The organism is Psychroflexus curvus, assembly GCF_020164585.1.
In the GTDB taxonomy this organism is placed as follows: Bacteria; Bacteroidota; Bacteroidia; order Flavobacteriales; family Flavobacteriaceae; genus Psychroflexus; species Psychroflexus curvus.
On the sequence record NZ_JAIQZF010000007.1, the window covers coordinates 21,547 to 44,430 of the forward strand.

Below are 22,884 nucleotides of genomic sequence, written 5' to 3' on the forward strand. Positions count from 1 at the left end.
CCCCATGGCACTAATGCTGACAAATATTTTAGACAATGATCAAAACCTTATCTATCAGCTCTTTAGAAATTGAAGTCAATTTTCTTTTAAATGAATACCGTAATAAAGTCCAAGGTTGTTAATAAATGATAAATTTGCTGGTAAATTTTAGAATTCCAAAAAAAAACAAATTTAAAATGAAGAACTTTTTAATTTCAGGATTGCTTCTCATGCTAGCCTCAACTTTAGCATATGCAGGAGGCTATCGAGTAGGGGCGCAGGGACAAAGAGCTTTAGCTATGGGTCATGCAGGTGTTGGTGTGGTAAACAGTGCAGAAACTGCCTTTTTTAACCCTTCAGGTTTAGTGTATTTAGAAGACAGACTAACAATTTCAGCTGGTATAACAGGTGTTTTTTCTAATGTAAAGTGGCAAAACACTTCTACAGGTCAGTTTGCGGAAACTCAGCAGGATCCGGGAACTCCATTTTATTTTCACGCCGCCTATAAAGTCAATGAATGGATGAGTTTAGGTCTGTCGGTTTCTACTCCCTACGGAAGTTCTGTCGAGTGGGAAAGAAATTGGCCGGGGTCTCACTTAGTAAACGATATTGAACTTGCAGCCATTTATATTCAGCCTTTAGTCTCTGTAAAATTATCAGAGCATTTTAGTATTGGAGGCGGACCTATATTTGTAACAGGTAACGTGAATTTCAATAGAAATGCTAACCGTACTCTTACAGACGAGCAGGGAAACAGATCCAATATTACGGTAGACGACTCAGGAGTCACAAACACAGGATGGAGCGCCAGTTTTATGTTCACTCCGGTTGAAGCGCTTAGAATCGGATTCAATTATAAATCTGAAATACTTCTTAATGCTGAAGGTGGAGAAGCTACGTTTAGCAATTTTCCAAACTCTACTTTAACACCTCAAAACGGAACAACAGCATTTGATGCAACTCTTCCTATGCCTGCTGAGTTAACCATTGGTTTTGCTTACGAAATGAATGAAAAGTGGTTGTTTGCTTTTGATTACCAAAGAGCATACTGGGACGTTTATAATTCCTTGGACATTGATTTTGCTGATCCAAATGTCGCGACTTCTGTCAACCCAAGAAATTACAAAAATGCTTCTACTTATAGATTTGGTGCGCAATACCTTGCTTCAGATAACTTAACCTTGAGGGCTGGCTATTATTTTGATGAATCTCCGGTTCAAGCTGGCTTTTTTGCACCAGAAACTCCTAGAAATGATGCCAATGGGTTTACTGCTGGTCTTTCTTTCCAGGTTTCAGAGAGTTTGGCAATCGATGCCTCGTTTTTATATTTGAGATTCAAGGAGGTGGATGCTTCTTATGACTCTTATACGGAAAATGGTCAAAGTGTGCCTTTCGAAGGAACTTATAAATCCAATGCTTTTTTACCTGGTATAGGAGTTACTTATAAATTATAATTTAAGACAATGAAAAACTATATAAAATTTTTACCGTTTTTAGCTTTTGGACTCATGGCATGTGAGCCGGAACTAGATCAAGCAATTGAGGAAAACGAAGTGTACACAGCTGGTGAAGCAGATTTTTCCAACTATGTAGCTTTAGGAAATTCCCTTACAGCTGGTTATGCAGACCGAGCGCTGTACATTCAGGGACAGGAAAATTCGTATCCTAATATCTTATCAGGACAGTTTGCACTTGTGGGAGGAGGAGAGTTTACGCAACCTCTTATGGCAGACAATCTTGGAGGATTGACATTGAATGGCAACCAAATCGCAGAGAACAGACTCGTATTGTCTTCCAATGCAGGTGAGCCTGTTATTCCACCACTGCCAATAACTGGAGAACCACAAACAGAAATCACCACTAAACTGTCTGGGTCTTTTAATAATATGGGAGTCCCTGGAGCAAAAAGTTATCACTTATTAGCTCCTGGCTACGGAAGTTTGGCAGGAGTAGCTACTGGACAGGCGAACCCTTATTTTGCCAGGTTTTCATCTTCAGAAAACGCGACGGTAATTGAAGATGCCTTAGCGCAGAGCCCTTCTTTCTTTTCTTTATGGATAGGAAATAATGATATCTTGGGCTATGCAACAAGTGGAGGAACAGGTGTAGATCAAACAGGAAATTTTGATGCATCCACTTATGCTTCAAATGATATTACAGATCCCAACGTATTTGCAGGAGTTTATAGTCAGTTGATAGAAGGATTAACGGCTTCAGCTTCTGGTGGAGTAGTTTACAATATCCCAAACATTACTGATATTCCATTTTTTACCACAGTACCCAATAATGCCCTGGTGCTGGATGCTCAGACTGCAGTTAATCTTACAGGTTTCTTTCAGGCTGTAGCCGGGATTTTTACACAGGGACTTATTCAGCAGGGGATTCCACCGGCACAAGCCCAGGCTCTTGCGGCACAATACGCTATCACATTCAGTGAAGGACCAAACAGATTTATCATAGATGTGCCTGTTACACCTTCAAATCCTCTTGGCTTTAGACAAATGCAACCTGAAGAACTGCTGCTGCTAACTATAGATCAGGGTGCTTTAGCTCAAGGTTATGGTTCAGTTGCTCTATCCCCGGAAGTTATGCAGGTTTTAGGCCTTCTGCAGCAAGGCGGAACACCAACACAGGAACAGGCTGCACTGGTATTGGATGCTGTCAATGGAATTGATGATAAAGATGCTTTAGACGCAAGTGAACTGCAGGCCATTTCAACTGCAAGAACCTCCTATAACGCAACCATACAAGGTTTAGCTCAGGCTAATGGTTTGGCGTTTGTAGATGCTAATGGACTCTTGCAAGATGTAGGGCAGGGCGTAAGCTTTCCGGGAGGAACTATTACCTCAAGTTTTGTAACTGGCGGAGGGTTTTCTCTGGATGGGGTGCATTTAACTCCTAGAGGATATGCTCTTGTAGCCAATGAAACCCTTAGAGCTATCAATCTTACTTATGGTTCTGACTTGCCAGAAGTTCAGTTAGGAACTTATGGAACCATTTATTTAAGTGATAACGTTAACTAAAAAGACTAATTATTGTTTAAAAACTGCTTCAGCGTCATAAGTTGAAGCAGTTTTTTTTTATTTTAGAAGCTTAATTAAACCTAACCCCATGAAAACCTTACTACAAATTATACTTACAGGAGTCATTGTCCTTGTGTTATCGAACATCTTAGGAGGTGTTTATGTTGACGATTTTCTTACTGCTATCGTTGTGGCGGCTCTCCTCGCTTTACTTAACATATTTGTAAAACCGATTTTACTCATCCTTACCCTTCCCGTTACAGTCATCACTTTTGGCTTGTTCCTGCTGGTGATCAACGCCTTGATTATTTTGATGGCAGACGGGCTTATAGGCGGATTTAGTGTAGATGGATTCTGGTGGGCTGTACTGTTTAGTATTTTGTTATCCTTTTTACAATCCCTTATTTTTTCGGTTGCAGAACGTTCTGGAAGAAGATAACATCTAATCCATTTTTATGAAATTGACAAAATCGGCAATGTTTGCCTTGTCCGTATTTACACTTTTTGGTTTTAGCGGAATAGCCTATTTCATTCTCTCTTTTTCTGATAGCGTCCAGTATTTTGAAATGTTTGCCTATGAAAATCTATGGCTTTCTATTCCTGCAGGATTAGGCTTTGGAACTCTTGCTGCTTTTATTGGTATTTTACTTTTGAAGTTGCCTTCGTTGAAAGATACAAGTACGTTTTATGCAAATTTCTTTAAGAGTTTAAACCTGCACTGGACAGATATTCTTTTTTATTCATTTTGTGCAGGAGTAGGTGAAGAAATATTATTCCGTGGTGCATTACAGCCCCTGCTGGGGTTGTGGCTGGCAGCGGTAATTTTTGTGATTTTACACGGTTATCTATCATTTGAGGATTGGAAAAAATCACTCTACGGTATATATCTGATTTTCATTTCTGCAGGATTTGGATATCTCGTGGTTGACTTCGATATCTACGCAGCAATGGCAGCTCATTTTATTTTTGATGTGATTATGTTTTTCAAAATCAGAAAAGATTCTGAGTCTTTAGTTTCAGAAACGGATTGATTTCTTTAGATTTATTTAGCTTTTTGAAAGCCCTGCCTGTTTATAAAAACTTGGTAAGCAGTGAAATAAATTGTAATTTTGCACTCTTAAAAAAAATAATCCTTTAGAATGAATATAACGAGAGAAGACAAAGATCAACTGAATTCTGTAGTCAAAATCAATATTGAAAAAAACGACTATAGTCCAAAAGTAGAAAAAATACTTAAAGACTATCGCCGTACTGCAAACATCCCGGGCTTTAGAAAAGGCATGGTTCCTATGGGAATGATTAAAAAGCAGTATGGACAAGCCGTTTTGGTAGATGAGGTTAATAAATTGCTGCAAGATTCATTGAACTCTTATATCACAGAAGAGAAAATTGATATCTTAGGAAACCCACTTCCGATGCCACAAGACGACCTTAACTGGGAATCCGATGAGTATACCTTTGAATTTGAATTAGGACTTGCTCCGAAATTTGACGTCACTCTAGAGGGCGAAGGACCTGTTACCTATTACAATATTTCTGCAGATGAGGAAATGATCGATAACCAAATCAAAACCATTCAGCGTCAGTATGGAAAACTAGTGACTCAGGAAGAAGTCAAAGACGGCTTTACGGTTGTTGGTACATTTCACAACGAAGAGGAAGGCATCGAAAATGAAGCTACGTTTAAAGTAGATGATATCGATGGCAAAACCAATAAAAAAGAATTGTTAGGTGCTAAAGTTGGCGATCAGGTTATTTTAAAGTCTAATAAGCTCTTTAAGGACGATGACACTTTAGCCAGACATCTTGGACTTGAAAAAGAGAAAGCTGAAAATCTAAAAGTAGAGTTGACCTTTACAATCAAGGAAATCAACGAACAAATCCTGGCTGAACTTAACCAGGAATTATTCGACAAGGCTTTTGGTGAAGGTGAAGTGACTTCTGAAAAAGAAGCGAAAGAGAAAATCGCAGAGCAGTCTAAAGAAACGTTTAAGCAACAGGGTGATCAGCAGTTTTTCAATGATGTCACAGAGCATTTGATTGAAAAAGCGGATATGGAACTGCCTTCAGAATTTCTTCAGAAGTGGTTGCAAACTCAAGGTGAAAAGCAATTGACTACAGAGGAAGCCAAAGAAGAGTACGAAAAGAGCGAAAAAGGCATAAAATATCAATTGATTGAAGCTCAAATAGCCAAAAACAACGACATTAAAATTGAAGTTGAAGACATTAAAAAAGTAGCTAAAGAGAAAATCAAAATGCAGATGCAGCAGTTTGGTCAAATGGATTTTCCGGAAGACCAAATGGACGGCATTATTCAGAATTTAATGTCCAACGAAGAACAGGTGAAACAATTTTCTGAAGAGGTGATGGTTCAAAAATTACTTCAGTTGTATAAGGACAAAATGGAAGTTGAAGAGAAAGATATCACTTACAAAGAGTTCGTCGACAAGATTTATAAATAAGTCGATATAAGATTAAGGTAATTGATATAGCTTGAAGTTAACATTTAGTAAAAGAAGGTCGCTAAAGTTTAGCTTCAAGCTATATTCGTTTTAAAAAAGAGGATACTATGAATATGGATAAAGAATTTAAAAAGTTTGCCACCAAAGATCACGGTGTCAGTGCCAATTATTACGATAAAGTCATAACCAGCATGATTCCTACGGCAATGACTCCCAATATTATTGAGGAGCGCCAGATGAACGCTGTGGCTATGGATGTGTTTTCCAGACTGATGATGGATAGAATCATTTTTCTAGGGACGCCTATCAACGACCAGGTGGCCAATATCATTCAGGCACAATTGCTGTTTTTAGAAAGTACAGACTCTTCCAAGGATATTCAGATTTATATTAACTCACCAGGAGGAAGTGTTTACGCTGGTTTGGGCATTTACGATACCATGCAATTTATCAAGCCCGATGTAGCAACGATCAATACGGGGATTGCCGCTTCTATGGGAGCTGTGCTGCTATGTGCAGGAACCGCAGGGAAACGCAGTGGTTTACCACACTCCAGAGTGATGATTCACCAGCCTATGGGCGGAGCACAGGGACAGGCAGATGATATTGAAATTACTGCAAAGCAGATTGTTCTTTTGAAAGAAGAATTATATAAAATCATTTCCAAACATTCTGGAAAATCTTATGATACCGTTTATGAAGACGGTGACAGAGATTTCTGGCTGAAATCAGAAGCTGCCAAAGAATACGGAATGATAGATGAAATATTGACAAGAGAGTAAATTATGGCAAAAGAAGAGTTAGAATGTTCGTTTTGCGGACGTAAAAAAGCTGAAACCAATCTGCTTATCGCAGGATTGGATTCTCATATTTGCGACCGGTGTATAGAACAGGCTCACGGAATTGTTCTGGAAGAATCCAAACAAGATAGTACCGAAGAGCTGACTTCAGAATTGAAGTTGAGAAAGCCTAAGGCTATTAAAGATTTTTTGGATGAATATGTTATTGGACAAGACCAAACCAAAAAAGTAATGTCCGTAGCTGTTTATAATCACTATAAGCGGTTACTACAGCCAAAATCCAACGATGATATTGAAATTCAAAAAAGTAATATCATCATGGCAGGACAAACTGGTACAGGTAAAACCTTAGTGGCCAAAACCATTGCCAAAATGTTGAATGTACCTTTAGCCATTGTAGATGCTACAGTTTTGACGGAAGCTGGTTATGTAGGTGAAGATGTGGAAACTATTTTAACCAAACTTCTTGCTGCAGCAGATTACAATGTAGAGAAAGCTGAACACGGCATTGTCTTCATCGATGAGATTGATAAAATCGCCAGAAAAAGCGATAACCCGTCCATCACCAGAGATGTAAGTGGAGAAGGCGTGCAGCAGGCTTTGCTAAAACTTCTGGAAGGAACCACGGTAAATGTTCCACCTAAAGGGGGAAGAAAGCATCCGGATCAGAAATTTATAGAAGTCAATACAGAAAATATCTTGTTTATCGCCGGCGGTGCGTTTGATGGTATTGAAAAAAACATCTCCAAACGTCTGAACATGCAGGCGGTAGGTTACGGAGCATCAAAGTTGGGTGAAAGTGTAGATAAAGAAAATATTCTGCAGTACATCATCCCAAAAGACCTTAAAGATTACGGGCTTATTCCTGAAATTATTGGTCGTTTGCCTGTGCTTACGTACATGGATCCTTTAGACAAAGAGACCTTAAGATTGATTTTGACGGAACCTAAAAATGCCATCATCAAGCAGTATCAGAAGTTATTTGAAATGGATAATATCGATTTTAAAATTACTGATGGCGCATTGGATTTCATTGTAGGAAAAGCTTTAGAATATAAACTCGGTGCCAGAGGATTGCGCTCATTATGTGAAGCCATTCTTACAGATGCGATGTTTGACATGCCGGAAGGTGAAGAGACAGAGTTGAAAGTCACTAAATCTTATGCTGAAAAAGCCTTGGAAAGAACAAGCCTTAGAAAGTTAAAAGCAGTGAGTTAGACAGTAACTTTCCTGAAAATATAGGAAGCTGTCTCCAAACATCTAAATTGTCACCTTGTCCCGAAGCCTCGGGACTGAAAGACAAAAGGATAAGTTTGGAGACAGCTTCTTTTTTTATGGAATAAATTTCTATTTTTAAAGTCTAACTTAAAGCTAGATCCCATGAAACGTTTATTCCAAATCATTTTATTACTCTTATCGGTTTCTACATTTGCCCAGGATCTTGCGGTTCTGTCTCAGAAAAAGCAATCGGAAGTGATTGACCAGTGGCTTGGAGAACGTTTAGAAACGGTTCTGCCAGAACTGATGGACCGGACCGGAATCGATATGTGGCTGGTGATTTCCAGAGAATATAATGAAGATCCGATTACCAAAACTTTGTTACCGAGCACCTGGCTGGCAGCAAGACGCAGAACAATACTGTTGATGTACAAAGCCGGTCCACAAGCTCAGGTAGAAAAACTTGCTGTGGCCAGGTATGATGTTGGTACAAAGTTCAAAAAAGCCTGGAACCCCGAAGAGCAACCCAACCAGTGGAAGCGTCTCGTAGAATTGATCAAAGAGCGAAACCCCGAAAATATCGGCATTAATTTGTCTAAAGATTTTGGTCACGCCGATGGACTCAATCATACAGAATACGAGTTGCTTCTAGACAATTTACCAGCCTCATTTCAAAAGAAACTGACCTCTGCAGAAGACCTGGCTGTGGGCTGGTTAGAAACGAGAACTGCTTCAGAAATGGCAACTTACAAACATATTCAAAGCATTGCTCATGATATCATTCAGGAAGGCTTGTCTGAAGAAGTGATCACTACTGGCGTGACCAGCACGACCGATGTGGTGTGGTGGTACAGAGACAGAATAAAGGAACTGGGGCTGGAAACCTGGTTTCATCCCACAGTGGACATTCAGAGATCGAGTGCCGAAAGTAAAGAGCATTTGCGAACCTTCGATAACCATCCCAAACCGGAAATTATCAGGCCTGGGGATGTGCTACACATCGACTTCGGGATTACCTATTTGAGGTTGAATACAGACACACAGCAACTGGCCTATGTTTTAAAAGCAGATGAAAAAGAAGTCCCGCAGTATCTGGTAGATGCCTTGAGTGTTGGTAATCGTTTGCAGGATATCCTGACGACCAATTTTAAAACAGGACGAACAGGTAATGAAATATTGAAAGCTGCCAGAACTCAAATGAAAGCTGAGGGCATTAACGGGACTATCTACACCCATCCTATGGGCTATCATGGTCATGCTGCAGGGCCTACAATAGGTATGTGGGATAACCAAGGGAAAGTTCCTGGTTCTGGAGAGTATCAGTTATACACTAACACCGTTTACGCCATCGAACTCAATGCGGAAGTCTATCTGGAAGAATGGCAAAAGCCAGTGCGAATCATGCTGGAAGAAGGGGCGCATTATGATGGAGATAAGGTGGTGTATTTAAATGGAAGGCAGAAGGAATTTTTAACTATTCCAAGGCAGAAATCCTACTTAAACGAATAAAAAGTTGAATTTTATTTAGGTTTGGGCTTGTTTATTCAAAATTAATTTTAATTTAGCACTCTATTAGAACAAAAATGACAACACATATTTATTTTTATTTCAACTTTTATTTTGCTGATCCAGCGAAACGAGGTTGATATGAAATAAATTCATCATCAAAATATATAAGCCTCGTTTTTACGAGGCTTTTTTAGTTTATGAGAAAAAAGATAGCCATACAGGGAATTAAAGGATCCAACCATTACAAGGCTCTAACTGAGCTTTTTAATGAAGCTGAAGTAGAGGCTTTGGAATGCAATACATTTCAGGAGCTTGTCAATGCCGTTGTGACAGGAAAGTGTGAAAAAGCGGTGATGGCGATAGAAAACTCTATTGCGGGAAGTATTCTTCCCAACTACCGGCTTATTTTAGACCATCACCTGCAGATTACAGCAGAACATTACCTCAACATCAGCCATAATTTGGTGGCACTGCCAGGTCAGGGTTTAGCTGATTTGGTTCAGGTGAAATCTCATCAGATGGCACTTCATCAATGCAGTAACTTCTTCAGCAATCATCTTCATATCAATCTGATTGAAGATGTGGATACCGCTCTGCCGGCAAAAATTATTGCCGGACATCAGTTGATGGGTGTTGGTGCTTTGGTACCTAAAGGCTCTGCAGAACTTTTTCAGCTGGCAACACTAGCAGAAGATGTTCAGAACAACAGCTTAAACGAAACCCGTTTTGTAGTGGTACAAAAGCAAGCCAATGCAAGCTTGGAAGTGAATAAGGCAACTATTCAATTTGAAATGGCTCACGAATCCGGTAGTCTGGCTAAAGTTTTAAATACCATGTCAGCACATCATTTGAACTTGTCAAAAATCCAAAGCATTCCCATTCCCTACGATATCTGGAGGTATGCGTTTATTGTGGATGTGAGTTTTTCAAAGGCAATTCAGTTTCAAAACGCCTTTTCAGAACTATCTAAAATCAGTATCAATCCGACCTGTGTAGGTCAATACAAAAGTGGAAAATCATGATTTCAGTATCCAACCGACTTCAGGAAACCAAAGAATACTACTTCAGTAAAAAATTGAGGGAAGTAGCTCAGCTCAAAAAGCAGGGCAAACCCATCATCAATTTAGGGATTGGAAGCCCGGATCTGGCTCCCCCCCAGGAAGTAGTAGAAGAATTGATGAAAGCGACACAGGCGCCAGGCGCTTACCAATACCAGGCCTACAAAGGACTCGATGAGTTGCGGGAAGCCATGTGCAATTTTTATCAAACCCATTATAAAGTCGATGTGAATCAAGCTGAGCAGGTTTTACCACTGATGGGTTCCAAAGAAGGTATTGCGCTCATTTCTATGGCCTTTTTGAATGAAGGTGATGAGGTCCTGGTGCCCAATCCTGGATATCCCACCTATCAGGCTGCCACCAAACTTTTGAATGCAAAGTTGATTTCTTATGACCTGACAGAAGAAAACACCTGGCATCCGGAGGTGGAGGCCCTTCAGAAACTGGATTTATCCCGAGTTAAACTGATGTGGATCAATTATCCCAACATGCCCACCGGCGAAACAGCCGATAAGGAAAAACTTCAGGAGTTGATCCGCTTTGCCAAAGCCAATTCTATTCTTTTGGTAAATGATAATCCTTACAGCATGGTGCTTACCGATGAGAAATTTTCCATTTTTCAACTGGAAGGCGCTCACGAAGTTTGTTTAGAATTGAATTCTCTGAGTAAGTCCTTCAATCTGGCCGGTTTCAGAGTCGGGTTTTTGGTAGGTAATTCTGATTTTATATCAGCTGTTTTAAAAGTGAAGAGCAATATGGATAGCGGCATGTTTTTCCCCATTCAAAAAGCAGCCACTAAAGCTTTAAACCTGGATATAAGCTGGTTTGCCAGGCAAAATGACATCTACAAAAACCGAAGAGCACTCATCTGGGATATATGCGACTCTTTAGATCTGACCGTTAATAAAAATGCCGTAGGACTTTTTGTTTGGGCAAAAATCAACGCTTCACTTTCTGCTGAAGAACTTGCAGATGAATTGTTGTATGATAAAAATATTTTTGTGACACCCGGAACTGTATTTGGGGATAACGGAGGGAATTACGTTCGTTTTTCGCTTTGCGTGTCTGAGGATGAACTGGAAGTATGTAAAAAACGAATTTTAAAACCCAAAGCCGTATGAATATAGCATGTATAGGCCTGGGATTGATCGGAGGCTCTTTTGCCTTGTCCATAAAAAAGAATTTTCCCGAAATAAAGCGGTTTGGGATGGATAAAAATCCGGAACATCTGGAGAAAGCTCTGGAATTGAACATCATAGATGAAGCTCTGGAGGAAACCGATTTGCCTAGGATGGATGTGGTGGTCGTGAGTATCCCTGTTGATAAAGCAAATGCAGTGATTCAAGCCGTGTTGGATAAAGTACATTCCAAGGCTCTAGTGATGGATATGGGTTCGACAAAAGGGGAATTATGCCAATCGATTTCTGACCACCCAAAACGCCATCAATTTTTGGCAGCGCATCCTATTGCAGGAACCGAGTTTTCTGGTCCTGAAGCTGCTTTCAGTTTACTCTTTGAAAACAAAACTATGATTTTCTGTGATGTGGACGCTACCCAGACCGATCGTGTTGAACTGGCTAAAAGTCTGATTGCCCCTTTAGATATGAGCCTAAAATATATGGGGGCCAAAGAGCATGATAAGCATCTGGCTTATGTGTCTCACCTGTCGCACATCAGCTCTTTTATGCTCGGTAAAACGATCTTGCAAGTTGAACAAAACGATAAGACGATTTTTGATTTGGCGGGCAGTGGATTTGCTTCCACAGTGAGGTTAGCCAAATCCAACCCTGTGACCTGGACAGCGATATTTAAAGAAAATCAAAGTGAAGTACTTCAGGCTTTAGAGGGATATATTCAGAATCTAAAAACATTTCAAAAGCAATTAGAAACTCAAAATTATACTGAGATAGAACAACAGTTGGTCAATGCCAATGAGCTTAAACCTATTTTAAACGGAATACTAAAAAAAGAGAAAAATGGAAATTAACAACACACAAAGACAATGGCTAGAGGCGTTCAACCTGGATCATCCGCTGGTTATTGCGGGACCATGTAGCGCAGAAACAGAAGAACAGGTCGTGAAAATCGCCCATCAGCTTAAGGATACCGACACCAGCGTCATGCGGGCAGGCATCTGGAAACCAAGAACACGACCTGGGAACTTTGAAGGTGTAGGGGCCATTGGCTTGGAATGGTTAAAAACCGCCAAAAAAGAAACAGGAATGAAATTGGCGACCGAAGTTGCCAATAAAACTCATGTGGAAATGGCCCTTAAGGCTGATATAGATGTGCTTTGGATTGGAGCAAGAAGTACGGTGAGCCCGTTTATCGTTCAGGAAATCGCAGATGCTTTGAAAGGAACGGATAAAGTGGTTTTGGTCAAAAATCCTGTGAATCCAGATCTAGCCCTTTGGCTGGGAGCTGTAGAACGACTTCATGATGCCAATATCAAAAATTTGGGCGTGATTCACAGAGGCTTTTCGACTTACGAAAAAACCAAATACAGAAACAACCCCGAATGGCAAATCGCGATTGATCTGCAGTCTGAATTCCCGGATTTACCCATCATTTTAGATCCTTCGCACATCGCCGGCCGTCGGGATATCATATTTGATATTTGCCAGACAGGACTGGATCTTAACTTTGACGGCATTATGGTCGAGACTCATTTCGACCCTGATAATGCCTGGAGTGATGCCAAACAACAAATCACACCCAAGGCTTTAGACCAGATGACCATCGATTTGAAAATGAGAAAGGAGTTTACGGAGGCTACTGCTTTTCAAAACAAACTTCAGACCTTAAGAACTAAAATTGATGTGGTGGATCATCAACTGATCGATTTGCTAGGCAAGCGTATGAAAATCGCAGATGACATCGGAAAGCTTAAGAAGAAAAACAATGTTGCTATTCTTCAGGCTAAACGCTGGAATTTTATTCTGGATACGATGATAGAAGCTGGTGCTGAACATAATTTAAGTGAAGAATTTATCACTAAGATTCTTAAAGCCATCCACGAAGAATCCATAGGTCACCAGCATAAAATTATCAGTGAGTAATCCACTACCCCCGGTGGCTTTGCATCGGGGTTTTTGTTTATGGTACGAAGATATCGGGGCTACGCCGTATGATGATGACGGGGCTCTGCCCCTACCATGATGTCAGGGCTACGCCCTTTTGACTATCTATGAGCTCAGGGGCGTTAGCCCCTCCATCTTCGTAGATATTTTTTTTGTAGATTTATATTGTTAGATTCTGGGACGTTAACCCCGCGATCTTCGTAGATTTTGAATCGGGAATGATATGCGTAATGCAGGCAAAGGAGCATTAGCCCCGCCATCTTCGTAGATGTGTTCAACGTGATACAGACAAAGGGGCGTTAGCCCCGCCATCTTTGTAGATTTTGAATCGGGAATGATATGCGTAATGAAGACAAAGGGGCGTTAGCCCCGTCATCTTCGTAGATTTTGAATCGGGAATGATATGCGTAATGCAGACAAAGGGGCGTTAGCCCCGACATCTTCGTAGATGTGTTCAACGGGATACAGATAAAGGGGCGTTAACCCCGCCATCTTCGTGAATGTATTTAGCGGGATTCAGATAAAGGGCAGAGCCCTGACATCTTTTTATTTCAGTTAATGCTATAAGAGATTGTTGTTTTTGACATCAATTCAGGTATGTCTGAAAACCCAGGACGCCAACTTCAGTATAACTATCAGCACTTAAGCTCACTATCTGAAAACTTAAAATTTTGCAGTCATAAAATCGGAATAAATCCACATTTAACATCTGTTTTTTGCTAATTTTATAGTCCAAAATTCTGCTCCATGTACCTCATTTTTGATACTGAAACCACCGGCTTACCTAAGCGCTGGAATGCTCCTGTAACTGACACTGACAACTGGCCAAGGGCGATACAAATTGCCTGGCAAGTCCACGATCAGTGGGGAAACCTAGTGGAAGCCAAGGATTATCTCGTGCGGCCGGACGGCTTTGATATCCCTTATGATGCTGAGCGGATTCATGGGATTTCCACAGCTCTGGCTCAGGAAAAGGGAGAGTCGCTGGACTTTGTTTTGGGAGAGTTTAATGAGGCTTTACTCAAGTCCAAATTTGCGGTAGGACAGAACCTTGGTTTTGATGTCAATGTGATGGGGGCCGAGTTTCATAGAGCGATGTTCGAGACACCTATGCACAGCATGCCGGTTTTGGATACCTGTACCGAAAAAACGGCAGCCTTATGCAAAATCCCGGGGGGTCGTGGAGGAAAATTTAAACTGCCGACACTCACAGAATTACACGAACATTTGTTTGGAGAGGCTTTTGGCGAAGCGCACAACGCTACTGCTGATGTGGAAGCCACGACCCGTTGTTTTTTGGAGCTGATTCGCATTGGAAATTACACCGAAAAAGAGCTTCAGGCGCAACCCGGCTATCTGCTGGAATTCAAAGCTAAACATCCTCAGCCTATCGATAAGGTGGGGCTTAACCACATCAACCTTAAAAAAGCCTCAGCAAAACTCAAGCAAAAACAGGAGGCTAAATCCGATGAACAAAAACCGTCCAAAGCTGAGCTTGATGAGAATTTAGAGCAGCTGCAGGAGTCGAGTTTTGTGCATTTGCATAACCATACCCAGTTTTCGGTATTGCAGTCAACCACGGCAGTTCCAGATTTGGTGGCTGCTGCGGCTAAGCACAACATGCCAGCGGTGGCCATCACCGATCATGCCAATATGATGGGAGCGTTCCACTTTGTGAATGCGGTCAAAAAACACAATGCGTCGGTGGCTTCTGAAGATGTTGACACTTCCTCTCAGCCTATCAAACCGATTATTGGTTGCGAGTTTTTTGTGTGTGAAGATCACCTGGACAAGTCCCACAAAGACAATGGATACCAAATGGTGATTTTAGCAAAAAGCAAAAAAGGCTATCACAATTTGGCGAAGATGTCTTCCATCGGATTTACCAAAGGCTTTTACTACTTGCCGCGAATCGATAAAAAAGTGATTGAAGCCTACAAGGAAGACCTGATTGTGCTTTCCGGAAGTCTCTACGGTGAAATCGCCAGCAAAATTTTGAATCTAGGTGAAAATCAGGCGGAAGAAGCGATGCTGTGGTGGAAAGAAACCTTCGGAGATGATTTCTATGTAGAACTTATGCGCCACCAGCAGGAAGATGAAGACCGTGCCAATGAAGCCTTGATTCGTCTGGCTCAAAAGCATGAGGTGAATCTGGTGGCGACCAATAATACGTACTACGCCGAACAAAAAGATGCCAATGCCCACGATATTTTACTCTGTGTAAAAGACGGTGAGAAGCAGGCGACACCCATTGGCCGAGGCCGAGGCTACCGGTATGGTCTGCCCAACGACCAGTATTACTTCAAATCGGCTGAAGAGATGAAATCCCTCTTTAAAGATTTGCCTGAAGCGATTTCCAATACCGAAAAAATTGCTGAAAAAGTCGAAGCTTATGAACTGGCTAGAGAAGTGTTATTACCAGCTTTTGAGATTCCTGAGCAATTTCTGGATGCCCAGGACAAGCAAGATGGAGGGAAGCGAGGAGAAAACGCCTATTTGAAGCATATTACGTTTGAAGGGGCTAAAGAACGCTACGGCGATTTCAGCGATGAGATCAAGGAGCGTCTGGAATTTGAATTGTCGGTAATTGCCAACACGGGATATCCCGGTTATTTCCTGATTGTGGAAGATTTCATCCGGGAAGCCCGAAAAATGGGCGTTTCGGTGGGGCCGGGCCGAGGTTCTGCTGCGGGTAGTGCCGTGGCCTACTGCCTAAAAATTACCAATATCGACCCGATTAAATACGATTTGCTTTTTGAGCGTTTCCTGAATCCGGAACGGGTGAGTATGCCCGATATAGATATCGATTTTGACGATGAAGGCCGAAGTAAAGTCATGGATTATGTCATCGATAAATACGGTGAAAATCAGGTGGCTCAAATTATCACTTACGGTACCATGGCGGCCAAGTCTGCGATTCGAGATACGGCCAGAGTTTTAGATTTGCCGCTTTACGAAGCCGACCGCATTGCAAAGCTGATCCCGGACATGTCCAAGCTGGGCAAGATTTTCAGCATGGACGAAAAAGAAATTCGGAAGAAATTCAGAGCTGAAGAAATCGATAAGGTTTTGGAACTGGTCAGCCTTTCAGAACAAGATTCACCGGAGGCAGAAACGGTTAACCAGGCCAGAATTTTGGAAGGTTCGGTGAGGAATACCGGTATACATGCCTGTGGGGTGATTATTACACCCGACGACATTACCAAGTTTGTTCCTGTTTCGGTGGCCAAAGATTCCAATTTATATGTCACTCAGTTTGACAACTCGGTGGTGGAAGATGCAGGTCTGCTGAAAATGGACTTTTTAGGTTTAAAGACACTGACTTTAATTAAAGACACTGTCGATATCGTAAAAGCACGTCACGGACTTGAGCTGGATCCTGATGCCTTTCCGCTGGATGATGAAAAGACCTACGAACTTTTTCAGCGTGGAGAAACGGTCGGGATTTTCCAATACGAATCTCCGGGCATGCAGAAGCACATGAAGGATTTGAAGCCTACGGTGTTTGAAGATTTGATTGCCATGAACGCCTTGTACAGACCAGGACCGATGGAGTATATCCCGAGTTTCATTAAGCGTAAGCACGGGGACGAGGAGATTTCTTACGATTTGCCGGAAATGAAGGAGTATCTAGAGGAAACCTACGGAATTACAGTTTACCAGGAGCAGGTGATGTTGTTGTCTCAAAAGCTGGCGAGTTTCACCAAAGGTGAAGCGGATATTTTGCGTAAAGCTATGGGTAAAAAGCTGAAAGATGTCCTGGCCAAACTCAAACCTAAATTCATCAACCAGGCCAAAGACAATGGTCACGATGAAGAGAAGCTTGAAAAAATATGGAAGGACTGGGAAGCCTTTGCCAGTTATGCGTTCAACAAATCGCACTCCACCTGTTACGCCTTTATAGCTTATCAAACAGCATATTTAAAAGCACATTACCCCGCCGAATACATGGCGGCGGTACTTTCCAATAACATGAGTGACATCAAAAAAGTCACCTTCTTTATGGAAGAATGCAAACGTATGGACTTACCCGTTTTGGGACCAGATGTGAATGAATCTTACTATAAGTTCTCTGTGAATAAAGACAATGCCGTTCGTTTTGGAATGGGAGCCATCAAAGGTGTAGGCGGAGGAGCCGTCAATACAATCGTGGAACACAGAAAAAAGGACGGGCATTATTTATCGATTTTCGATTTGGCCAAGCGCATCGATTTACGAGCTGCCAATAAAAAAGCTTTCGAAAGTCTGGCTTATGCCGGGGCGTTTGATAGTTTAGGCGAAGTGCATCGGGCTCAGTATTTCCAGGTGACAGAAGGGGAACTGACGTTTTTGGAAAAAGTCATCAAATATGCAGCGAGGTACCAGGAAAATAAAAACTCCGCTCAGGTGAGTTTGTTTGGGGAATCCAGCGATGTTCAAATCCCGGAGCCCGAAGTGCCGCCCTGCGAGCCCTGGCATACCATGCGAACTTTAAAGGCCGAAAAAGAAGTGGTTGGCCTGTTTTTATCGGGACATCCTTTAGATGATTTTGAATTGGAAATCAATTCGTTTTGCAATTCCAATCTAAGACAAATGGCTCATATTGAAGAGCATTTGAATAAGGAAATCAGCCTTGCAGGCGTGGTCACCGATGTGAATCACAGAGTCACCAAAACGGGGAAAGGCTATGCTACGTTTGTGCTTGAGGATTATAATGAAAGCCATGAATTTTGGATTTTTAGCGAAGAGTATCTGAAGTACAGGCACTTTTTAATTCAGGATAACTTCGTGCATGTGAAGCTGAAAGCCACCCAGTTTATCGATAGGAAAACGGGTGAGCCCGGACGAACGCGTATTGGGTTTTTAGGCTTTAAACAACTGCAGGATGTGCTGAAAGAAAATGCTAAAAAGTTGACAATTCAAATGAATGTAGCCGACCTTACCGAGTCCCAGGTTCTGGCGATGCAGGATTTATTCTCCAACTATACCGGTGATCACATTTTGAATTTTGTGGTGTATGAAATGAAAAATAAAATAAAAATCCACATGCCCAGCAAGTCTAAGAAAGTCCAGATTTGTTCTGAATTAATTTCAGAATTGAATCAGAACAACATCAGTTTTAAGTTGAATTGATTTTTCAAGACTAAGGCGAAGACTAAGACAAAAAGTGAAAAGGCGGTGTGGTGATGTGTTGAAAGGACGTTTGTCTTCGGTCTACAGTCGACTGTCCACAGAAAAATAAGTCTTTGCTTTCGTCAAAGTTCACGTCATTATAGCCAGCTGCGAAAAGCCTCACCCAGATTTATTTCATAAATCCGACCTCTCCAAAGGAAAGGTAAGGTAAAATAAAATACTCAAGAATGTTTACTTGAAACTATTCACAATCAATTCGGCGGTACGGCGACTCGCTCCTGCTCCACCGAGTTTAGTTTTCAGGTCTTTATAGTCTGACAATAACCTTTCTCTTTGGTCCGGATTCAGAATTTTATCCAGTTCCAGTTTTAGGTGTTTGGAATTAAATTCATTTTGAATCAGTTCCTTCACCACTTCCCTATCCATTATCAGATTCACCAGGGAGATATAATCCAGCTTCACGATTTGCTTAGCGATCAGATAAGAAATCACATTACCTTTGTAGCAGACCACTTCCGGCACCTCAAACAGGGCTGTTTCCAGAGTAGCTGTACCCGAGGTCACCAGAGCCGCATGAGATTTACTCAGCAGATTATAGGTGTCATTTTGGATTAATTTGACTTTAGAATCTGATACAATTGACTTATAAAATTCTTCATCCTGACTTGGTGCCCCAGCAATCACAAATTGATAGGTCGGGTAATGGCGAACTACTGAAAGCATCACCGAAAGCATCACGGATATTTCCTGTTTTCGACTTCCCGGCAACAAGGCAATAATAGGTTTATCCTCCAGCTGATGCTTGTGTTTAAACTCTTTAAAACTGATTTCTTTTCGCTTTTCGATCTGATCCAGCAACGGATGACCTACAAAATGAACTTTAAAATCGTGCTTGGTTTCATAAAACTCCTTTTCAAAAGGGAGAATCACATACATGTGGTCCACGTCCCTTTTGATGTCTTTAATTCTGTTTTCTTTCCAGGCCCATATTTGTGGTGAAACATAATAATGCGTGGCAATGCCCTGTGCTTTTGCCCATTTGGCAATCCTCATATTAAACCCGGGATAATCCACAAAAATGATCGCATCTGGCTGAAACTGACCTATATCTTCTTTACAGAGTTTGATGTTGTTCAAGATAGTCTTCAGATTGGTAATCACTTCCCAAAACCCCATAAAGGCAAGTTCTCTGTAGTGTTTTACCAGCGTTCCGCCAAGGCTTTCCATGAGGTCACCCCCCCAGAATCTAAAGTCTGCAGAAGCATCTTTTTCCAGCAGAGCCTGCATCAGGTTGGAAGCGTGAAGATCTCCGGAAGCTTCTCCGGCAATGATATAATATTTCATCAAATTAATTTACCGCTATCGATTCACGAAATTACGATAAATAAAAGATTAGACCTTAAGCTTAACTGCAAGTTCATTCTTGAGTTCCTGTTGGATTTGCTACATTTGCCTAATCTTTTTAAGACAACGCATTTATGATTCAATCCATGACCGGTTATGGCAAAAGCAAGCTAGAAGTAGCAGGCAAAACCTTTACCGCAGAGATAAAATCTCTCAACAGTAAAAACTTAGACGCCAATGTAAGAATTCCTTCAGAATTTAGAGAACTGGAACTTCCCATAAGAAACAAGCTGTCGCAAAGCCTTAACCGAGGTAAAGTAGACCTTTCCCTACAGGTTGAAAAGCATGCGGAAGAGAGTTCTTCAAAAATCAATACTAAAGTGGTTGAGAATTATCTAAAACAACTTCAGCAGTTTCCATCTTCAACAAAAGGAGATGACAACCGCTTACTTCAGATTGCCATGTCGATGCCTAACGCGCTGAGTTCTGAAAAAGATGAACTCGAAAAAGAAGATTCAGAGGCGGTATATAAAGTTTTAGATTTGGCTTTGGAGCAAATCAATACCTTCAGAACTGACGAAGGAAAAGTCCTGAAGGAAGATTTTGAACTCCGCATTCAAAACCTAACCGATTTACTTTCAGAAGTAAAATCCATAGATCCTGAGCGGATTGAACACGTGAAGACGAGATTGAGAAAAGGCATTGAGGATTTAAAAGAAAAAATAGATGAAAATCGATTTGAACAGGAATTGATTTATTACATCGAAAAATACGATATCACCGAAGAGAAAACGAGACTGGACAACCACCTGTCTTATTTTATCAAAGCACTTAACTCTCCGGATTCCAACGGAAAAAAACTCAATTTTATCTGCCAGGAAATCGGCAGAGAAATCAATACCATTGGAAGCAAATCGAATTTTGCCGCTATGCAGAAAGCAGTAGTGCAAATGAAAGACGAGCTGGAGAAAATAAAAGAACAACTGCTTAACGTCCTTTAAGTATGACCGACAAAAAACAAGGTAAACTCATTGTGTTTTCTGCACCATCCGGTTCTGGAAAAACAACGATTGTAAGATATCTTTTAGCACAAAAAGATTTGGACCTGGAATTTTCTATTTCAGCAACATCCAGAGCGCCGAGAGAAAATGAAGTAGATGGTGAAGATTATTATTTTATGGATTTGAAAGAATTCAAATCTCACATCAAAAACGATGATTTCCTGGAATGGGAAGAAGTGTACAGAGATAATTTCTACGGCACTTTAAATTCTGAAGTAGAACGCATCTGGGCGATGGGAAAACATGTGGTTTTCGATATTGATGTGGTTGGCGGTCTGGACATCAAGCGCATTTATCCAGAGCAAACCCTTGCCGTATTTGTAGAACCACCCAGTATTGAAGAACTCAAAATAAGGCTCAAAAAACGCAAAACCGAATCTGAAGACCGCATTGCCACAAGAGTTGCTAAAGCTTCTATTGAAATGGCTACAGCTCCACAATTTGATCATATTATCGTGAACGAAGATTTGGACACAGCCTTAGGTGAAGCCTATGAATTGGTTAAAGACTTTATCAAATGAAAAAAGTAGGCCTTTACTTTGGGACGTTCAATCCGTTTCATATTGGACATTTGGTCATTGCTAATCATTTGGCGGAGCACACAGATCTGGATGAAGTCTGGTTAGTGATTACCCCTCAAAGTCCTTTTAAGAAAAAGAACAATCTTTTGGAAAATCATCACCGATATGAGCTGGTATATCGAGCGACAGAATCTTACGAAAAGCTGAAGCCCTGCGATGTTGAATTCAAGTTGCCTCAACCCAATTACACTTCCAAAACCTTGGCAGAACTGAAAGACTCACATCCCGATAAGGATTTTGCATTGATTATGGGAGAAGACAATTTGGTGAATTTTCACAAGTGGAAAAATTATGAAAGCATCCTGGAACATCACGACATTTACGTGTGCCCCAGACAAACCACTATTGAAATTCCTGAGCAGTTTCAAAACAATCCCAAAATACATACAACAGACACGCCTGTCATGGAAATTTCATCTACTTTAATAAGAAAGATGATAAAATCTGGTAAAAACGTGGCGCCTTTGCTCCAGCACAGAGTTTGGGAATATATCGACGAAATGAATTTTTACAGATAAATCTGTTCTCAGGTGCCTTTAAATCTTTGTTAATACGAATTAAAAACTACTTTTATTTATCAAGTTTTGAATTGAAAATCAATCTTAAAAAGATTGAAGAATAAAATTTTTAAAAGACAAACCCTATGACAAATCCTAATCCAAATTTTGGAGTTATCGGCAGCGGAAGCTGGGCGACAGCCATTGTGAAGATGCTTTGCGAAAATGTACCGGAAGTAAATTGGTACATCAGAAAACAGGAAGTTATAGATTATATTGAGAAGGAACACCACAATCCCAACTACCTCAGCGCTGTTGAATTTAACCCTAAACAAATCAAATTATCCGATAATATTGATAAGGTAATTGAACTGTCTGATATTTTAATTTTTGTGGTGCCTTCTGCTTTTTTAAAGAAGGAACTCGATAAGATTAGTGTTGATATTACAGACAAAATCATCTTCAGTGCGATCAAAGGCATTGTACCCGAATCTCAGCTTTTGGTGGGAGAGCACTTCAATAAGGAATACGATATTCCTTTTGAAAGAATTGGTGTGATCACTGGTCCTTGTCATGCAGAAGAAGTGGCCCTGGAACGCTTGTCTTACTTAACGATTGCCTGCGCCAACGAGGGGCATGCCAATACTCTTGCTCAGTACCTGAGCAGCGAATACATCAAATGCAACGTCTCTGAGGACATCATAGGCACCGAATATGCTGCCGTGCTCAAAAACATTTATGCCATAGCTGCAGGCATTGCACATGGTCTGGGGTATGGAGATAACTTCCAAAGCGTGCTAATGAGTAATGCCATAAGGGAGATGAAACGCTTTATCAAAAAACGCTATAAAATGAAACGCAACATCAATGATTCCGCCTATTTAGGGGATTTACTGGTTACGGGATATTCTGTCTTTAGTCGAAATCGCTATTTTGGAAACATGATAGGAAAAGGATATACGGTGAAAAGCGCTCAAATGGAAATGAGTATGGTCGCAGAAGGCTATTATGCTACTAACTCTGCCTATGAAATGAGCAAATCTTTTGGGAAAAAGAAGGCAAAAACTCCTATCATAAATGCGGTTTACAAAGTCTTATACGAGGGGAAAAATCCAAAAAAAATCTTCGAAAATTTAGCTGATAAGCTTAACTAATTATTT

The 22,884-nt window shown here is 40.9% G+C and carries 18 protein-coding genes; 17 read left to right on the plus strand and 1 reads right to left on the minus strand.

All coding sequences use genetic code 11. The annotated features are described in order from the left end of the window. The first annotated feature begins 176 nt into the window (after positions 1-176). From LB450_RS11285 to dnaE, 13 genes are all read left to right on the plus strand, one after another. Positions 177-1,433 carry an OmpP1/FadL family transporter gene (locus LB450_RS11285; protein ID WP_224488744.1) on the plus strand — a complete coding sequence of 419 codons (1,257 nt, stop codon included), beginning with the start codon at positions 177-179 and terminating at the stop codon, positions 1,431-1,433. 9 nt (positions 1,434-1,442) lie between these two features. Further along, positions 1,443-3,002, plus strand: coding sequence for an SGNH/GDSL hydrolase family protein (locus tag LB450_RS11290; protein WP_224488746.1), 1,560 nt, complete (start codon positions 1,443-1,445; stop codon positions 3,000-3,002). 88 nt (positions 3,003-3,090) lie between these two features. Further along, positions 3,091-3,441 carry a phage holin family protein gene (locus tag LB450_RS11295; protein WP_224488754.1) on the plus strand — a complete coding sequence of 117 codons (351 nt, stop codon included), beginning with the start codon at positions 3,091-3,093 and terminating at the stop codon, positions 3,439-3,441. Between the two features lie 16 nt (positions 3,442-3,457). Then, complete coding sequence (locus tag LB450_RS11300) at positions 3,458-4,033, plus strand: CPBP family intramembrane glutamic endopeptidase (RefSeq protein ID WP_224488756.1); 576 nt, start codon at positions 3,458-3,460, stop codon at positions 4,031-4,033. Positions 4,034-4,141: 108 nt separating this feature from the next. Further along, positions 4,142-5,464: a trigger factor gene (gene tig, locus LB450_RS11305; RefSeq protein ID WP_224488758.1), complete on the plus strand. Its 1,323-nt coding sequence runs from the start codon at positions 4,142-4,144 to the stop codon at positions 5,462-5,464. Between the two features lie 107 nt (positions 5,465-5,571). Continuing rightward, positions 5,572-6,246 (plus strand): ATP-dependent Clp protease proteolytic subunit, encoded by a 675-nt coding sequence (locus tag LB450_RS11310; protein WP_224488760.1) that lies wholly within the window; start codon positions 5,572-5,574, stop codon positions 6,244-6,246. A gap of 3 nt (positions 6,247-6,249) precedes the next feature. Next, positions 6,250-7,482, plus strand: a complete 1,233-nt coding sequence (gene clpX, locus LB450_RS11315; protein ID WP_224488762.1) for an ATP-dependent Clp protease ATP-binding subunit ClpX — start codon at positions 6,250-6,252, stop codon at positions 7,480-7,482. 162 nt (positions 7,483-7,644) lie between these two features. Beyond that, the gene (locus LB450_RS11320; RefSeq protein ID WP_224488763.1) at positions 7,645-8,991 is read left to right on the plus strand and encodes a M24 family metallopeptidase; all 1,347 of its coding nucleotides are present in this window, start codon (positions 7,645-7,647) and stop codon (positions 8,989-8,991) included. Positions 8,992-9,188: 197 nt separating this feature from the next. Beyond that, positions 9,189-10,013, plus strand: coding sequence for a prephenate dehydratase (locus LB450_RS11325; RefSeq protein ID WP_224488771.1), 825 nt, complete (start codon positions 9,189-9,191; stop codon positions 10,011-10,013). Continuing rightward, entirely contained in the window at positions 10,010-11,170 is a 1,161-nt protein-coding gene (locus LB450_RS11330; protein ID WP_224488773.1) for a pyridoxal phosphate-dependent aminotransferase, read from the plus strand. Before LB450_RS11325 ends, LB450_RS11330 begins: the two co-directional genes overlap by 4 nt. Then, a complete protein-coding gene (locus tag LB450_RS11335) occupies positions 11,167-12,036 on the plus strand; it encodes a prephenate dehydrogenase (RefSeq protein WP_224488775.1) in 870 nt (289 codons plus the stop codon). The genes LB450_RS11330 and LB450_RS11335 overlap by 4 nt, the downstream gene beginning before the upstream one ends. Continuing rightward, the gene (locus LB450_RS11340) at positions 12,026-13,108 is read left to right on the plus strand and encodes a bifunctional 3-deoxy-7-phosphoheptulonate synthase/chorismate mutase type II (protein WP_224488777.1); all 1,083 of its coding nucleotides are present in this window, start codon (positions 12,026-12,028) and stop codon (positions 13,106-13,108) included. The genes LB450_RS11335 and LB450_RS11340 overlap by 11 nt, the downstream gene beginning before the upstream one ends. Positions 13,109-13,876: 768 nt before the next feature. Beyond that, positions 13,877-18,241: a DNA polymerase III subunit alpha gene (gene dnaE, locus LB450_RS11345; protein ID WP_224488779.1), complete on the plus strand. Its 4,365-nt coding sequence runs from the start codon at positions 13,877-13,879 to the stop codon at positions 18,239-18,241. Positions 18,242-18,472: 231 nt separating this feature from the next. Here the strand turns inward: dnaE and lpxB are convergent, their stop codons facing one another. Next, a complete protein-coding gene (gene lpxB, locus LB450_RS11350) occupies positions 18,473-19,585 on the minus strand; it encodes a lipid-A-disaccharide synthase (RefSeq protein WP_224488781.1) in 1,113 nt (370 codons plus the stop codon). Between the two features lie 134 nt (positions 19,586-19,719). Between lpxB and LB450_RS11355 the strand changes: the two genes are divergently transcribed. The 4 genes from LB450_RS11355 to LB450_RS11370 all read left to right on the plus strand — a co-directional run bounded on the left by LB450_RS11355 (position 19,720) and on the right by LB450_RS11370 (position 22,878). Beyond that, the gene (locus LB450_RS11355) at positions 19,720-20,586 is read left to right on the plus strand and encodes a YicC/YloC family endoribonuclease (protein WP_224488783.1); all 867 of its coding nucleotides are present in this window, start codon (positions 19,720-19,722) and stop codon (positions 20,584-20,586) included. Between the two features lie 2 nt (positions 20,587-20,588). Then, on the plus strand, positions 20,589-21,167 hold the full coding sequence (gmk, locus tag LB450_RS11360) for a guanylate kinase (RefSeq protein ID WP_224488790.1): 579 nt from the start codon (positions 20,589-20,591) through the stop codon (positions 21,165-21,167). After that, positions 21,164-21,745 (plus strand): nicotinate (nicotinamide) nucleotide adenylyltransferase, encoded by a 582-nt coding sequence (gene nadD, locus LB450_RS11365; RefSeq protein WP_224488792.1) that lies wholly within the window; start codon positions 21,164-21,166, stop codon positions 21,743-21,745. Before gmk ends, nadD begins: the two co-directional genes overlap by 4 nt. A 125-nt stretch (positions 21,746-21,870) precedes the next feature. After that, the gene (locus LB450_RS11370; protein ID WP_224488794.1) at positions 21,871-22,878 is read left to right on the plus strand and encodes an NAD(P)H-dependent glycerol-3-phosphate dehydrogenase; all 1,008 of its coding nucleotides are present in this window, start codon (positions 21,871-21,873) and stop codon (positions 22,876-22,878) included. Positions 22,879-22,884 lie beyond the last annotated feature (6 nt).

What these genes read in the sequence shown, in the direction of transcription:
- LB450_RS11330 (WP_224488773.1), top strand. Translation starts at nt 10,010, where the DNA reads ATGATTTCAGTATCCAACCGACTTCAGGAAACCAAAGAATACTACTTC.
- gmk (WP_224488790.1), top strand. Translation starts at nt 20,589, where the DNA reads ATGACCGACAAAAAACAAGGTAAACTCATTGTGTTTTCTGCACCATCC.
- LB450_RS11325 (WP_224488771.1), top strand. Translation starts at nt 9,189, where the DNA reads ATGAGAAAAAAGATAGCCATACAGGGAATTAAAGGATCCAACCATTAC.
- LB450_RS11310 (WP_224488760.1), top strand. Translation starts at nt 5,572, where the DNA reads ATGAATATGGATAAAGAATTTAAAAAGTTTGCCACCAAAGATCACGGT.
- LB450_RS11285 (WP_224488744.1), top strand. Translation starts at nt 177, where the DNA reads ATGAAGAACTTTTTAATTTCAGGATTGCTTCTCATGCTAGCCTCAACT.
- LB450_RS11340 (WP_224488777.1), top strand. Translation starts at nt 12,026, where the DNA reads ATGGAAATTAACAACACACAAAGACAATGGCTAGAGGCGTTCAACCTG.
- clpX (WP_224488762.1), top strand. Translation starts at nt 6,250, where the DNA reads ATGGCAAAAGAAGAGTTAGAATGTTCGTTTTGCGGACGTAAAAAAGCT.
- tig (WP_224488758.1), top strand. Translation starts at nt 4,142, where the DNA reads ATGAATATAACGAGAGAAGACAAAGATCAACTGAATTCTGTAGTCAAA.
- LB450_RS11295 (WP_224488754.1), top strand. Translation starts at nt 3,091, where the DNA reads ATGAAAACCTTACTACAAATTATACTTACAGGAGTCATTGTCCTTGTG.
- dnaE (WP_224488779.1), top strand. Translation starts at nt 13,877, where the DNA reads ATGTACCTCATTTTTGATACTGAAACCACCGGCTTACCTAAGCGCTGG.
- LB450_RS11320 (WP_224488763.1), top strand. Translation starts at nt 7,645, where the DNA reads ATGAAACGTTTATTCCAAATCATTTTATTACTCTTATCGGTTTCTACA.
- lpxB (WP_224488781.1), bottom strand. Translation starts at nt 19,585, where the DNA reads ATGAAATATTATATCATTGCCGGAGAAGCTTCCGGAGATCTTCACGCT.
- LB450_RS11370 (WP_224488794.1), top strand. Translation starts at nt 21,871, where the DNA reads ATGACAAATCCTAATCCAAATTTTGGAGTTATCGGCAGCGGAAGCTGG.
- LB450_RS11335 (WP_224488775.1), top strand. Translation starts at nt 11,167, where the DNA reads ATGAATATAGCATGTATAGGCCTGGGATTGATCGGAGGCTCTTTTGCC.
- LB450_RS11290 (WP_224488746.1), top strand. Translation starts at nt 1,443, where the DNA reads ATGAAAAACTATATAAAATTTTTACCGTTTTTAGCTTTTGGACTCATG.
- LB450_RS11300 (WP_224488756.1), top strand. Translation starts at nt 3,458, where the DNA reads ATGAAATTGACAAAATCGGCAATGTTTGCCTTGTCCGTATTTACACTT.
- LB450_RS11355 (WP_224488783.1), top strand. Translation starts at nt 19,720, where the DNA reads ATGATTCAATCCATGACCGGTTATGGCAAAAGCAAGCTAGAAGTAGCA.
- nadD (WP_224488792.1), top strand. Translation starts at nt 21,164, where the DNA reads ATGAAAAAAGTAGGCCTTTACTTTGGGACGTTCAATCCGTTTCATATT.